Source organism: Amycolatopsis sp. cg9 (assembly GCF_041346945.1).
Taxonomy (GTDB): Bacteria; Actinomycetota; Actinomycetes; order Mycobacteriales; family Pseudonocardiaceae; genus Amycolatopsis.
Genome location: NZ_CP166850.1, coordinates 6,365,512 through 6,379,570, shown reverse-complemented (window position 1 = coordinate 6,379,570; position 14,059 = coordinate 6,365,512). Strand labels below are relative to the sequence as shown.

Genomic DNA, 14,059 nt, shown 5'->3' with positions numbered 1-14,059 from the left:
AAGATTTGCAGACCTGGTATGCGTAGACGTCATGGCCTTCACCGACGCGTCCCTGACCGCGCTGCGGGTGTTCCGCGAAGTCGCCGAGCGGGGCACGCTCACGGCCGCGGCGACCGCGCTCGGCTACACGCAGTCCGCGGTGTCACGGCAGATCGCGTCGCTGGAACGCGCGGCGGGAGCGCCGTTGCTGGACCGCCGCCACGACGGCGTGCGGCTCACCGCGGCCGGGCAGATCGTGCTCCGCCGCGCCACCGCCGTCGTCGACCAGCTCGACGCCACCGCGCGCGAACTCGCCGGGCTGCCCGCCGAACGGGGCACGGTCCGGCTGGGCTGGTTCCCGACCGCCGGCGCCGACCTGCTCCCCCGCGCGCTGGCGGCCCTGCGGCGCACCGACCCGGCGATCACCGTGCTCAGCCGCGAAGGCGGGACTCCGGCGCTGGTCCGCGCGCTGCGCGCCGGCACCCTCGACATCGCCCTGCTGGCTTCGGCGCCGCCGTTCCGCCCGCCCGACACCGAAACGCCGGCGCTGACCGTGCACACCCTGACCGAACGCAGCCTCCGCGTCGCCGTGCCCGCCGACGACCCGCTGGCCCGCCGCGACTACCTCGACGTGGCCGACCTGCGCGGCCGCCGCTGGATCGCGGGTTCGGGCGACGACCGGGTGATGGGCGTGTGGCCGGGCCTGGACGAGCGGCCCGAGATCGCGCACACCGCCCGCGACTGGCTGGCCAAGCTGCACCTGGTGGCCGCCGGCTGCGGGATCACGACGGTGCCGGGCGCGATCGGCACCGTGGCGCCGCCCGGGGTTCGCGTGCTCCCCGTCCGCGGCGGGCCCGGGGAGCAGCGCCGCGTGCTGCTCGCCCACCTGCCGCGGGCGCTGCCGGAGCCCGTCGTGCGGGTGGCCGCCGCCTTGCGCGCGGCCGCGCTGGAGACCGACGCCGGGACGTAGCCGGTCCCGCGAACGGCCCGGCTCAGCAGCCGGGGCAGGCTTCCTTCTTCGGCACCGCCATCGGCACCACCCGCATCGCCGCACCGGCCACCGCCGCGTTCCCCACCTGGTCCTGCCCCGCCGCCAGCGTCGACGCCAGGTGGGACGGCACCGTCTTCGAGCTCCCGTCCATCGCCGTCTTGGCGGCCTGGGCGTTGCCGATCACCGCCGGCACCAGGACCAGTTTCTTCTTGCCCCGGTCCGAAGCCGCGGCGATCCGGAGTTCCTCGGCCGTGACCGGCACGGCGGGTTTCGTCTGCGGGGGCATCAGCTCAGGCATGCGCACTCCCGTTGTCCGTCAAGAGGTCAGCATACCGGCCCAGCTCCGCCGGGCGGAACAACCGCGCCTCGCGCTGGAACTGGCGGGACACGCCGCGGACGACGTGGCGCATGGCGATGGCGCTGCTGCCCGTGTCGGCGGCCGCCAGCGCCGCCGTGCGGGCCGCCGACGTGATGCCCGCGCCCGTCATGTCCAAGCGGCACAACGCGTCCACGTCGACGTCCGGGGCCAGCGGGGCCTCCGGGGGGAACGCCAGGTGCCACAGGCGGCGGCGCTCCGCCACGCCCGGGCGGGGGAAGTGGACCACGAAGTGGAACCGCCGGGTGAAGGCCGGGTCGATGTTCTCCTTCAGGTTGCTCGTCAGGATGATCAGGCCGTCGCTCGATTCCAGGCGCTGCAACAGGTACCCGACTTCCAGGTTGGCATACCGGTCCGTGCCCTGCTTGACCTCGCCGCGCTTGCCGAACAGGGCGTCCGCCTCGTCGAACAGCAGGACCGCGTGGCTGTCCTCGGCCTGGCGGAACACCGCCTCCATGTTCTTTTCCGTCTCCCCCACCCACTTCGACACCACCTGCGCCAGGTCCACCCGCAGCAGTTCCAGGCCCAGGATCCCGGTGACGACCTCCGCCGACATCGTCTTGCCCGTGCCCGGTTCGCCGGTGAACATCGCCTTGACGCCGCCGGTCGTCGTCTTGCGGGCGAAGCCCCAGGACTCCGCGATGCGCGGCCAGGCGCGGAACGCCGACGCGATCTCCGTGATCTGGGCCATCTGCGCGGCCGGCAGGACCAGGTCCGCCGGCCCCCGGCGCGGGATGATCGACTGCACCGCGCCGCTGGTGCGCCCCCGGGTCACCGTGGCGATCGCGGGTTCGACGTGGTCGGTGATCGGGTGGCCGGTGCCGGACAGGCGCGCGCCGGTGTCGGCGACCGCGGCGACCGCGCGGAGTTCGCCGCCGCTCATCCGGTAGCGGGCCGCCAGGTCGGCCAGGACGTCCTCGCCCAGCACCGGGAACGCCGACGACCACATCGCGCGCCGCTCCGGGAAGTCCGGGGCGGGGATCGTCAGCTCCGCGTAGGTGCGGGCGGCCAGCAGCCCGGCCGGGCGCCACGGGGTCGCGCCGGTCAGGCACAGCGGCACGCCCGAGCTCACCCACGGCTCGTCGTCGCGGGCCTCGCGGCCGTCCGTCGGGAGCCACAGGATCGCGTCCAGCGCGGCCGCGGTCCGCAGGTCGTGCGCGACGTCCGCGGTCACCCGGCGCAGGGGACGGCCGGCCGCGGCCGCCAGTGCCCGGGCGACGTCGGGCTGGCTGTCGGCGGAGCAGCCCCACAGGCCGACCACGTCGACGTCACCGGCGGCCAGCGCGCGGCCGAGCGCGGTGAGCCGCTCCGACTCCAGGTACGGGGACGCCACCTGCCGCGCCGGCCGGGGGACTTCGCCGGGGTCGTGGCCGAGGATCCCGACGTCGCCGCCCCAGCCCATCAGGTACTCGAACACCCCTCCCCCGAGGGTCAGCTCGCGGCCGAGCTCGGTCGGCGCCTCGCCGTGGGCCCGCACCAGGTCGTAGCGGCGCAGCCGGCCCGCGGAACCCAGCGCGCGGCGCAGGGCCAGGCGATCCGCCGGGGTCTCCGCGATCACCGTGACCAGCAGTTCCACGCACGGCGCCCGCCGGTTGAGGTTGTCCACGATGTAGGCGTAGACGCGCTCGTAGCCGGGGTCCAGCTCCGGCGCGGCCACCAGCAGCAGCGCGTCCTGCTCGTCCCGCGACAGGCCGTAGCGGGTCGCGAGCGTGTCCAGCGGGAGGGTCACCCCGCGCGCCGCGGCCAGCCGCCGGAGGTGCAGCTCGGACTCCGGGGCGGGCCGGGCCGGTGACCGGGGCTCGGTCATCCCCTCCGCGAAGGCGTCCACGCGGTCGAGCAGCGCGTCCACCTGCTCGTCGGTCACGCAGAACGGCGTCAGGTCCGGGCGCGTGAGCACCGCCGCGGCCCCGGCCTGCCGGGCGACGGCGCCGCGCAGCGCCTGGTGCAGTTCCGCCAGGCGCACCCGGAGGTGCTCGACCGCGAGCCCGGTCACCTCAGCCACCGGAGAAGGTCAGGGTCCGGCCGCCCAGCCAGACCACGTCGGGTACGTCGGTGAGCGCGCCGCCCTGCCACAGGTCCGCGTGGCGGCGCCCCAAGGGGATCTTCACGCGCACCGCGTCCCGGGTGAACCGGACCGTGGCCTCCAGGTCGGCGAACGTCGTCAGGGCCCGCACCGGGGACTCCCCTTCCCACAGCTGCCAGGCGATCATGCCCAGCGCCAGCGACGCCGCCAGCGAGACGCTGCGCTCCAGGGCGCGGTCCCCGGCCGGCGGCACGGCCCGGTGCTCGACGAACAGGACGCGGACCAGCTCGTCCAGGCGCTCGGCGGGGAACCGGGCGGCCAGCCGGGGTTCCACGCCGCCGGTCGTCCACAGTGGAGTGCGCCAGCGCAGGCGGGTCAGCGGGTCGTCGCGCAGCGGGCGCGCGTCGGTGAGGAACCGGACGCCGGCCGCGGCCAGGTCGCGCAGGCCCGACGGCGGGAGGGCGCCGTCGCGGACCAGCACCGGCGGCCGGCCGCACGTCACCCAGTGCGGGACCAGTCCGGCCGCGGTGGCCGCCCAGGCGACCGGGAACAGGCCTTGCGCGTCGACCAGCAGCAGGCCGCCGTCCACGCCCGCGATCAGCAGCGGGTCGGCGGGATCGTGGCCGCGGCACAGCGAAAGCGCCAGCACGCCGTCCAGCACCGGCAGCGCGGGGCCGGCTTCCCTGGCGAACGCGGTCAGGTCCGGCACCGTCTCCAGGCCGGCGAACGTCGCCGCCGCGAGGTCGTCCGCGGGCGTCCGCCGCCAGCCCCGCTGCGGCGCGCCGAGCACCTTGTACGCCAGGGCCGCGGCGAACAGCGGGGCGCCGTCGGCCAGCGCCGGGCCGATCGCGTCCAGGTAGCCGGTTCTGGCCAGCGGACCGGCCAGCAGGAACGGGAGCACCGAGCCGACTCTCGTCTCCCCCGCCGGTCTCGGCGTGGGGCTCGCCGCGCCGGGCGCGGTCCCGCCGGCCGGCGTGGTCCCCGCCGCCGGCGCGCCCACCAGTCCGGCGATTTCCGCCCGGGTCGCGGGTGCCCGCGGCAGCGACAGCCGCCGGGCCAGCTCCGCCGCCAGCTCCACGGCGAGCTCGCCGGCCGGTCCCGGGAGGTCCGCTGCCGCGGTCGAGCCGGGCTCGGCCGCGGACGGACCGGCGCGCTCGCCGGCGGACTCGGAAAGCAGCGCCGCCAGGAACTTCCGCACGGTTTCCCCCGGGAGCAGGGCGAGCAACGCGGCCAGTTCGTCCCGCGCGGCGAGCTCCCGGAACAACGCGGCCACCGTCGGTCCGGCCGCGACCGGGGCGAAGGAGGGCAGCTCGCCGAGTGCGTCCACAGTGGACGACTCCGGCGCCGGCCGCGAGGAAGTCTTCACCGGCAACGGGATCGACACCGGCTCCGACGGTGTCCCGCCGGCGGGCGTCGCGGGTCCGAGGACGAGACTCGACGCCGCCAGGCCGGTTCCGCCCGTCCCGGGCGCGGAAAGCCGGACGGACAGCCGCACCGGCTCGGTGATCTCCAGGTCCGGGCCGTCGCCGTCGAGGAGGTCGCCGAACCGCGCGGCCAGCAGCTCCGGCAGCGCGTCGAGGACCCGCTGGACGAGGGCGCGGGGGTCGGGCCCCCAGCTCCACCCGCCGCGCCGCACCACCCGCACCACGCACCGGTGCACGGTGATCTCGCCGCCCGGGGGTGCGCTCACTTGGTGATCTCCTCCAGCCGGCCCGCCCAGCCCGCCACCAGCAGGAGCACGGCGTGCGCGCCCGCGCTCACCGTCACCGGCAGCGACACGTGGTCGGCGTCCTTCTCGACCTTCCCGGTGACCGGCAGCGTGTCCGGCCCCTCGGAGACCAGCGCGAACACGGCCGTGTCCTCGGCTGCCGGGCCCGGCAGCTCGACGAGCAGCCCGGTCGGGTCGAACGCCGGGGCGGACAGCTCGGCCAGTTTCGCCAGCGCGGGCTTCGCCGGCTGCCCGGCCACGCGCTTGACGCCGTAGGCCAGCGGTTCGACGAACACCGCCGGCTGGTCGTCGGCCTCGTGCACGGCGAGTTCCCGGCCCGCCAGCGAAAGGGTCACCACCTCGCCCGACCCGAGCGACAGCCGCACCGGCAGCGCGGCACCGACCACGTCGGCCGCGGCCGGCAGCGGCGTGCCGATCGCCTTCACCGCGCCGACCACGTTGCCGGTGCTCGATTCGTACACCGCGAAAACGCTCACCTTCAGCCACCCCCGTTCGACGCCGCGACCGTTGCCAGGACCAGGAAGTCGACCGAGCCCGACGCCTCGGTGACCGCGGGCCCCACGCCCGGGTCGTAGGTCCGCAGCCGGCACCGGACCCGCCGGTCACCGTCCACAGTGGCCTCGGCGGGGACGGTCAGCCCCGGCTGGGCCGGCGGGAGCTTCGGGGTCACGTAGACGTGCAGCGACACGCGGCCGTCGGCGACCTCCGCCGGGGTGACCCCGGACGGCAGCGGCAGCACCGTGCCGTCGGTCGCGCTGCCGGACGTCGCCAGCACGCTGCCCGCCGAGATCTGGCCGGAGAAGCTCCCCGCGATGGTCAAGTTCCCGTTGGACTCCACCGTCAGCAGCGGGTCGACGTCACCGGTTCCCTTGTACAGCCCGTAAACCAGTGTCGGCGCGGCCGTACCGGACAGCACCAGCGCCGGCTCGCCTTCCCGGGCCTCGGGCAGCGTGCGCAGTGCCAGCGACCCCGACCGGGCCGACACGGTGTCCGCGCGCACCCCGACGTACCGCGGCCCGACCCCGCGCGCCGCCGGGAACACCGCCGTGAAGTGCCCGCCGGTCCACTGGACGAAGCCCAGCAGCACCAGCCACTGCGCGGGCGGGGCGGCCGGGGCGGCGGTCACCGCGGGCGGCGGCTGGTCGGCCACCAGCCGCTCGTCGCCGAGCCGCCGGAAGAGGATCTGGTAGGACTCCTCCACCCGGGTCGGCCCGCCGGCACCCGCGCAGGACGCCGGGCCGGTCGACGGCTGGGCCCGGTCGGCGGCGGTGAGGAACACCGGGTACGGCTCGGTCGTCTTCCCGTCGGCGCCGTTGACCGCCTCGAAGTCCGCCTCCGACAGCACGACCGGGGCCGGCACCACGATCTCCCGGCCGGTCCCGTCGACCGCGAGCCCGGCCTGCACGCTCACTTCGACGAACCGGTCGCCCGACACCGGGTCGGTCCGGTTCTCGGTCGTCATGCCGAGCCCGTCGGCGATGCCCCAGTCGTGCGAAAGGCGCGCGTGCCGGACGGCCGCCGAGCGGGCGTAGGCGACGGTCGCCGCGAGGTCCGCGGCGGCGAGCACCTGCCCCTCGTGGAACTCCGGGCGAAGTGGACCGGTCACGACGTCTCACCCGACCGCGGCTTGCGGGCGGTACCACCGCTGCGGGCCGACGACGACCGGCCCCGCCGCGGTGGCTGCTTCGGCTTCACGGTCTGCTCCTCGTCGTCCCCCGCCTCGGGCTCCGGGGCGGCTTCCGCGTCCGCTTCGGGGGCGCGCTCCAGCTCGGAGAGCCGGTCGGACAGCCGGTCCGGCAGTTCGTCCCGCACCTGCGAGACCTGCTCCCGCGCGGTGTCCAGCTGCCCCCGCAACGCCTCCACCGTCGAGACCAGGTCGCTGACCTGCCCCCGCAGCGCGTTCATCTCCTGCAGGCTGTCGGTCACCTCGGCCGGCACGGTGTACACCTGCTCGCGCACGGGTTTCGGCACGGTCTCCCCCGGCGCCGGGGTCACCAAGAGCTCCCACATCCGCGCCAGCGGGCCCCGCGCCCGCCACGGTTCGAGCAGCCGCGGCACGTACGGCCGCGGGATCGGCCCGGTCTCCGGCACGCCGGGCGGCCGGTGCACCGGAACCGGCTGACAGCACACCTGCTCGGCGAAGTGGCGCAGCTGGTACAGCTTCGGCAGCCACTCGCCGTAGGCCGAGCCGCCCGGCAGCACCTGCTCCCGGGTCGCCGAGCAGACGCGCACGACGTCGCAGCCGTCCAGCTCCAGGTGCGCGAGCAGCACGTCGTTGTCCGCGCAGCCGGTGCACGGCGGGTTCAGCGTCGAGCAGGCCGCGTCGGTGACGAACCGGCGCACGTACGTCGTCAGCTTCCCGGCCGCGTCCGTGAGCAGGCCCAGGTCGGCGATGGTCAGCCGCTGCGCGGGGTCCGGCTCCGGGATCGGCAGCGGCTGCGGGACGGCGACCTCGCGGACGTCGTCGTGCAGCTTGCAGTCCCCGACGCCGGCCGCCCGGTCCAGCCGGCCGAGCAGCCATTCCCGGATCCGCACGAGATCGGCCCGGAACCCGGCCTCCAGGACGTTGTCCAGCGGCGTGCCCTGCGCCAGCAGGCGGAGCTCGATGGGGGCGTCGGGATCGCGCTTGGCCACCCGGTTCTTCGCCTCCGCCACGACGGCCAGCGCGATCTGCCGGTGCACGGCCTCCGGCCAGACCTCTTCGGGCTCGGTCTTGGCCAGCCGGTCGCAGGCCGCGCCGAGCACCTGCCGCGCGGTGTCGATCGTCCCGAGGTCTTCGTACTTCGCCCGCAGCTCCTGCTGCCCCGCCTCGTCGTAGGTGTCGTACCGGGCGATGGCGCTCGCCAGCGCCCGCACGTACTCCGTCTGCTGCCGGGCTTCGGGCGGCCGCGGGTCGCCGTCCGCGCCGGCCTTCAGCTGGCCGAGGCTGTCCCGGTACCGGACGGCGTCGGCGTCCTCGAACCGGATCGTCCGGGTCGACGAGCGGCCGGCGACCGCCATCGGGTCCAGGTAGTGCTCGAGCCGCCGGCTCAGCAGCCGGATGTGCTCGTAGGCGTCCTTGTCCCCGATCCGCGCCAGCAGCTTGGTGGCGGGGTTGTACCGGTGGTCGTCGGTCGGGTCGCACTTGACGACGAACCGGAAGCCCTCCTCGACGCGGGAGGGCACGCACCCCGGCGCCGGGCACGGCTCCTCGGTGGCGAACGGCGCGACCGGGCCCGTCATGCTCTCCTCGTACCGCACGAAGAGCCCGAAGTGGCGCTGGTCGTCGTCGCACGGGTCGCCGCACTCGACGCCCGGCGAGGACACCCGCAGTTCGCGCACGAGCGCCTGCACGTCGACCTTCTCCTTGCAGGACAGCACGATGTCGTTGCCGCAGCAGTCCAGGGCGTGCCCGGGGTGCACGAGCACCGTCCCGCCCGCGCACGAGTCGCAGGACACCTCGAGCCCGCACACGACGCCCGGGCCGGACAGCATCCGGTTGTGCAGCCGGTCCTTCCCGGCCACGTAGTCGGTCAGCAGCGTGAGGTCGTCCTCGGTGAGCAGTTGACCCGCGAAGAACCGCGGCCGCACGAACGCGGCGGGGAAGGCCGGCGCCCCGCCGCACCCGCACCCGCAATCGGTCTTGCTCATGAACGCTCCTCGGTGATGAAGAACCAGCTCTCGAAGACGTCGCCGCCCGCGCCGGTGCCGGACGTCCACGGCCCGATGCCCGTCGGCGGCACGAGGCAGCCGGTCGGGTCCGGCTCGGGCTTGGGGTCGTGGCCGTGATCGGTCTCGGTTTCGGCGTCGGCTTCCGCCTTCGCCCGGCCGGTGAAGGGGACCCGGCCGCCGACGTTGGTGCCGTCGACGGGACGGCAGCAGTGGTCGAGGATGAACGCGGCGCGGACGGTGATCAGCACGCGGTCGCCGTCCTGCAGGGTCTCGCGGGTGGTCTGCCGGTAGCGGAAGTGGTCGGTGAACTCGCCGTCCTTGGGGGTGGGTTCCTCGAACGTGCCGCCCATGTACCAGGTGTCGGCGTTGCGGCCGGCGCCGCCTTCGATCACCTGGATCTCCACCACGCCGCGGCGCAGGCTGTCGACGCGGACGCCGTCGGAGAACTCGACGACCAGGCCGCCCGAGTTCTTCTGGGTGCCGAGCAGTTCCTTGGCCTCGTTCACCGTGTAGGTGTGGCCGTGCTTCCAGTTGACGCCGGTGATCACCGTCGGCACGCGGCGGCCGAAGAATCGGCGGACGTCGAGGTGGATCTGCTCCTCGCGGAGCGGCTTCGCGAAGTCGACGTCGTCGATCCGGGCCAGCCACAGGACTTTGTGCTCGCACCGGGTGCAGCAGGTCTCGCAGCGCTCGTCCTTGGGCGGTGTCTTGGTGGTGACGCGGACGCAGTAGCTCTCCTCGGTGTAGCCGAAGTCGCAGTCCGAGGTGTCCGCGCAGGCGGAGTTGAACACCGTCCGGGTCGGCTCGACCGCGCGTTCGGTGTACTCGACGCCGACCCACACCGTCGTCCCGGTGCGCTCGTCCTCGGGCAGCGCGTCCCACAGGTCGATCGCGCAGCTGCCGGGCACGAGCACCTCGTTGCCGTCGCAGTCGACGCCGAGCCCGCTGGTGATGTGCGCCTTCGCCTGGTGCTCGTGCCGTTCTTCGCCGGAAGCCGCCTTGTCGTCCGACGGCGGAGCGGGCTCCACGAACAGCCCGCACACCACGCCGTAGCCGAGCAGGCAGCGCATGCGCAGCTTCAGCTTCTCGCGGAAGTACTCCTGCTCCCGCTGGAAGTCTCGCGCGGTGAGCAGCTGGCCGTGGAAGTACCGCAACCGGCGGAAGGGCTGTTCCTCTGTCGTTGCCTCGGTCATCTCTTCCCTGTCCTCTCAAGACACTCGCGTGTGGACCCCGACCGCGGACACCACGCCGACGCTCACCCCGTGGCGGGCGCCCCGTGGTCCGGGTCTCAGTACTCCGTCGTGGTTCAGGCGCACGCCGCCCACGACCGGCGGCGGCAGCGGGACGAACGCGGTGTCGACCCCGACCGCCGAATGCGTGCCGACCACGAACCCCGTCCCGCCGGCCCGCACCGCCCCCTTCGTGTGCGCCGGCGCCTGCCGGGCCACCAGGCGCCGCACCGCCTCCTCGTCGGCCGCGCCGGCGGGCAGCAGCACCCGGAACCGGTGGGCGTGCTCGGTAAGGGGGTCGGTGTCGGGGTCGCCGAACGCCCGCAGCGGTGTCGCGCCCAGCGTCGAGGTGTCCAGCCGCAGCCGCGACGACGAGCGGCCGAACAGCCGCACCGAGCCGAGACCGCGGGCGGACGGCGGCGCGGCGGTCGCGCGGACCTGCGCCCAGTGGCGGTCGCCGGCCAGCTCGTCGATGACCGGGGTGACGGCGAAGATGATCTCGATCGCGTCCTTCAGCGCACCCGGCGTCCCGCGCCGCCGGTACAGCCCGGGTGCGGCGGTGATCAGCTTCCGGCGCGTTTCCGCGTCCCAGCCGGCTTCGAACGACAGGCCGAGCAGGCCGGCCAGCCACGGCAGCGCGCCGTCCGGCACGCCGGCCGGGTCGAGCAGCGCCGGGTAGCGCTCGACGACCCGGTCGAGCTCGGCCGTGGTCGCGTCGAACAGGGACAGGAACCGCTCGGTGAAGTCGTCGGCCGCGGGGTCTTGCCGGAACGCGGCGGGCAGCAGGTCCGCGCTGGTGGACCGCGGGAAGTCGAGCCGGATCCGGTGCAGGACCGGCGTCGCCGACGAGTCGCCGGACAGCCGCACGCGGACCGTGAGGTGGCGCCCGGGCGGCTGGTCGACGAGGAAGTCGGTGACGCCCGCGGGCGCGGCCTGCCAGTCGCTTTCGGCGAACTCGCCGTCCTCGGACACCACGATCGACACCGCCACCGCGGTGCCCGCCGGGACGTCCGCGTCCACCCGGACCCGGTGCCAGCGGCAGCGTGAGATCCCGCTGTCGATCCGGAAGGTGGTGAACTCGCCTTCGGTGACGAACTGCCCGGCCTCGGGGGCCGGTTCCGCCCGCGGCTGCCCGGCCCAGTCGTAGCAGGAGGTCACCTCGCCGTCGGGGCCGTGCTCGCGCAGGCAGAAGCCGTCCTCGTCGGCACGGACGAGGCTGCTGGGCGGCAGCGCGGCGGCCAGGTCGTCCATTGTGGACTCGCGGTGGTCGCGGTAGATCCGGAACCGGCCGGCTTCCTCGGTGAGCAGCCAGATCGTGCGGCCGGGTCCGGTGCGGATGCCGATGATCTCGCCCCGGACGTGCGTGCGGACGACCTCGCAGAGCCGCCCGTCGGCGCCGTAGCGCCACAGCCGGTCGCGGCCCTCGCGGGCGACGAGCACCTGCTCGCCCGGCGCGAGCGCGACGACCTTGGCGTGCCGCAGCCCGATCACCGCGCTCAGGTGGTCGCCTTCGTTGCGCCACACGAAGACCCGGCCGGAGTCGGCCACGGCGATCCGGTGCCCGCGCGCGGCCACCGCCGCCGGCGCGCGCAGCAGCCGGGGGTCGCAGGAGGGCGGCCAGGCGGGCAGCCAGCCGCCGGTGCAGGTGTCCCGGCGCAGCAACCGCTCGCCGGAGACCAGGTACCACCCGCACGGCCCGCACCCGGGCGCCAGCCGCGGATCGGGGAACCACGGCAGCAGCTGCGTCCGCGTCGGGCCGTCCGGGGCCGTGCCGGGGCGGGCGAGCCGGACGCCGGCCTCGTCCCCGAACCCGACGAGGTTCGCCACGACGTCCTGGTCCCACCCGACGACGTCGTCGAGCAGCCGGAAGGTCACGGTCGTGGGTGTGCACGTCATGCGGACTCCTCCACCGGGATCAGCAGCGGGCGCTCCGGCCACACCAGGTCGTCCGGCGGGATCGGGTGGTCGGCGCACGGCGGCAGCCGCAGCCCGTCGGCGGTGAGCGAAAGCCCGGACACCGCGAGGACGCCGTCCACCGCCAGGAGCCGGCGCACGAGCGCGGTGTGCCGCACCGCGCCGCCGAACGGCCAGCCGCCGCCGGTTTCCCCGCCCCGCACCGGGTCCAGGTAGGTGGTCACCGCGTCCGCCGCGCGGGCGAGGACCGCGGCCCGGTCCTGGCCGGGGTCGAGCACCACCCGGGCTTCGACGCCGATCCGCCGGTACGCGACCGGGCCGGTGACCACCGTGACCCCGGCGGGCGCCACCTCGCGGGAGAGGAAGCCGGCCACCGCGCGCAGGGTCTCGGCGGTCGGTACCGGCGGCTCGGTGCCCCCCGCCTCGAACGGCGGCACCACGAGGACACCGACGACACCGGGGATGGCCGTGCCGGCGAAGTCCGGGTGCAGGCCCGGCACCCCGTTCGCGCGGGCGATCGAGGCGCCCGGCGCGCGCAGCGCCAGCAGGCCGTAGTCGGCGGGGGCGACGGCCCGGCCGCGGGACCGCAGCTCCCCCACCCCGCGCCGCATGACGTCCGCGTCGGGCTCGGCGTCGGCGCCGCCGGTGGCGGGGAACGGATTGGTCACGCCGGTCACGAACGGCCGCGCGGTGACGACGCCGTTGACGGCGCCGGACGGCACCGCGCCCGCGGCGCCGCCGCCGACGCGGTAGCGCACCGCGCGGACGTTGCGGAATCCCGGCGGCACGGGCGCGCCGTTCACGCCGTCGCCGAAGGTGACCACGCCGGTGTCGTAGTCGACGACGAACACGTGGTCGTCCGGGCCGTAGGCGGCGAGGCTCGGCACCTCCTGCCACGGCGACGCCCCCTCTTCGGTGGTCCCGAACAGGTCCATCCCCGGGTCGTCGTCGACCTCGATCACCACGGTGCCGGCCAGGATCGGGACCTGGCTCAGCCGCAGCTGCCGCCGTTCGGACGGGTTCGCGGGGTCCTGGATCGGTTCCAGCGGCTCGTCGAAGATCGTGCGGGCGGCGGTGGCGGCGACGGTGTTCAGCCGCAACCCGGACACGAGCGGCGGCGCGGCCGTGAACATGCCCTGCGCGACCTGCAGCCGCAGCCAGCGCAGCGCCGGGCCGGGGCGCGCGGCCGGCGGGTGCCCGGGCGCCCAGGTGCGCGGCAGCCGCAGCTCCACCGTGCCGCTCGCGCGCAGCCCCTGGGTCTCGTCGCGGACGACCTCGGCGGGCCGGAACCGGCCGCCGTCCAGCACGTCCCAGCGCAGCAGCGGCTGGGGCGCCAGCGGGAGCGGGGTGAGCCCGCCGGCGGCCGCGGGCACCGGCGGCGCGGCCGCGATCACGAACCCCAGCGACAGCGACGGGAACGGGCTCGCGGTGCCATCGAGGCCGAGCCACAACGCGTTGCCCGGCCGGGGCTCGGTGCCGAACGGCGCGAACGGCCGGCCCGGCCCGTTCGGGCCGAGGGGCACCGGCTCGAGCGGCCCGCCCCGCTGCACCGCGAGCACGCTCAGGGTGGCGGGGGTGGCGTAGAGGTCCTGGTCGGTCTCGTAGACGACGTCGCCGCCGGTGCCGGTGGCCGCGGCCTGGAACCCGGCCGGGACGAGCACCGAAGCGCCGTCCGGCGGGGTCACGGTGAACTCGAGCAGCGCGGCCGCCGCCGTCGCGGGACGGCGGCGCACACCCGCGGTGTTCAGGTGCTCGGCGAGGATCTTCTCCGGCAGCCGGTTGACCCGCAGGAGCACGGGCTCGGCCTGGGTGCCGAAGAGCCGCACGAGCGCGACACCGGCGTCCTGCCGGTCGAAGCTGGTCCAATCCGGGGTGTAGCCGGGGATCCGATCGCGCACGTCGGCCCGCACCGCTTCCCGCGTCGCCTCGACGAGCTCCGGCTGCACCCCGGACGGCCCGGGGCCGGAGACGATGCGCGCTTCTTCGGCCGAGTCGCGCGCCCACCAGACGTCGGTCACAACTCGCCACCTCCGGTTCGCCCGGCCGCAGCAGTGTCGTGGCCCGGTTCCAAGCGCCCCAATGTGGCGTTGGGTGCATCCAGCGCACCCAATGTGGCGTTCGGTGCGTCTGACGCACCGAACGCCACATTGGGGGCATGTGACAGGCC

General features: G+C 75.4%; 10 protein-coding genes. 1 reads left to right on the top strand and 9 read right to left on the bottom strand.

Annotation, left to right across the window (positions count from 1 at the left end; translation table 11 throughout):
* Positions 1-31 precede the first annotated feature (31 nt).
* Positions 32-949 (top strand): LysR family transcriptional regulator, encoded by a 918-nt coding sequence (locus tag AB5J73_RS29670; protein WP_370961958.1) that lies wholly within the window; start codon positions 32-34, stop codon positions 947-949.
* Positions 950-971: 22 nt separating this feature from the next.
* Here the strand turns inward: AB5J73_RS29670 and AB5J73_RS29665 are convergent, their stop codons facing one another.
* Genes AB5J73_RS29665 through AB5J73_RS29625 form a run of 9 tightly spaced genes read right to left on the bottom strand, consistent with a single transcriptional unit; the run spans position 972 to position 13,910 of the window.
* The gene (locus tag AB5J73_RS29665; RefSeq protein ID WP_370961957.1) at positions 972-1,268 is read right to left on the bottom strand and encodes a hypothetical protein; all 297 of its coding nucleotides are present in this window, start codon (positions 1,266-1,268) and stop codon (positions 972-974) included.
* Positions 1,261-3,348, bottom strand: a complete 2,088-nt coding sequence (locus tag AB5J73_RS29660; RefSeq protein WP_370961956.1) for an ATP-binding protein — start codon at positions 3,346-3,348, stop codon at positions 1,261-1,263. Before AB5J73_RS29660 ends, AB5J73_RS29665 begins: the two co-directional genes overlap by 8 nt.
* On the bottom strand, positions 3,341-5,059 hold the full coding sequence (locus AB5J73_RS29655; RefSeq protein WP_370961955.1) for a hypothetical protein: 1,719 nt from the start codon (positions 5,057-5,059) through the stop codon (positions 3,341-3,343). Before AB5J73_RS29655 ends, AB5J73_RS29660 begins: the two co-directional genes overlap by 8 nt.
* Entirely contained in the window at positions 5,056-5,574 is a 519-nt protein-coding gene (locus tag AB5J73_RS29650; RefSeq protein ID WP_370961954.1) for a hypothetical protein, read from the bottom strand. Before AB5J73_RS29650 ends, AB5J73_RS29655 begins: the two co-directional genes overlap by 4 nt.
* A 2-nt stretch (positions 5,575-5,576) precedes the next feature.
* Positions 5,577-6,704: a hypothetical protein gene (locus tag AB5J73_RS29645; RefSeq protein WP_370961953.1), complete on the bottom strand. Its 1,128-nt coding sequence runs from the start codon at positions 6,702-6,704 to the stop codon at positions 5,577-5,579.
* Positions 6,701-8,728, bottom strand: coding sequence for a hypothetical protein (locus AB5J73_RS29640; RefSeq protein ID WP_370961952.1), 2,028 nt, complete (start codon positions 8,726-8,728; stop codon positions 6,701-6,703). Before AB5J73_RS29640 ends, AB5J73_RS29645 begins: the two co-directional genes overlap by 4 nt.
* The gene (locus AB5J73_RS29635) at positions 8,725-9,942 is read right to left on the bottom strand and encodes a hypothetical protein (protein WP_370961951.1); all 1,218 of its coding nucleotides are present in this window, start codon (positions 9,940-9,942) and stop codon (positions 8,725-8,727) included. The genes AB5J73_RS29640 and AB5J73_RS29635 overlap by 4 nt, the downstream gene beginning before the upstream one ends.
* A 15-nt stretch (positions 9,943-9,957) precedes the next feature.
* Entirely contained in the window at positions 9,958-11,874 is a 1,917-nt protein-coding gene (locus tag AB5J73_RS29630; protein WP_370961950.1) for a phage tail protein, read from the bottom strand.
* Positions 11,871-13,910, bottom strand: coding sequence for a putative baseplate assembly protein (locus tag AB5J73_RS29625; RefSeq protein WP_370961949.1), 2,040 nt, complete (start codon positions 13,908-13,910; stop codon positions 11,871-11,873). The genes AB5J73_RS29630 and AB5J73_RS29625 overlap by 4 nt, the downstream gene beginning before the upstream one ends.
* Positions 13,911-14,059: the final 149 nt, after the last annotated feature.

Bases quoted from the DNA above. Each gene is read 5' to 3' on its own strand.
- AB5J73_RS29670 (WP_370961958.1), top strand. From the start codon at position 32: ATGGCCTTCACCGACGCGTCCCTGACCGCGCTGCGGGTGTTCCGCGAA.
- AB5J73_RS29640 (WP_370961952.1), bottom strand. From the start codon at position 8,728: ATGAGCAAGACCGATTGCGGGTGCGGGTGCGGCGGGGCGCCGGCCTTC.
- AB5J73_RS29630 (WP_370961950.1), bottom strand. From the start codon at position 11,874: ATGACGTGCACACCCACGACCGTGACCTTCCGGCTGCTCGACGACGTC.
- AB5J73_RS29665 (WP_370961957.1), bottom strand. From the start codon at position 1,268: ATGCCTGAGCTGATGCCCCCGCAGACGAAACCCGCCGTGCCGGTCACG.
- AB5J73_RS29635 (WP_370961951.1), bottom strand. From the start codon at position 9,942: ATGACCGAGGCAACGACAGAGGAACAGCCCTTCCGCCGGTTGCGGTAC.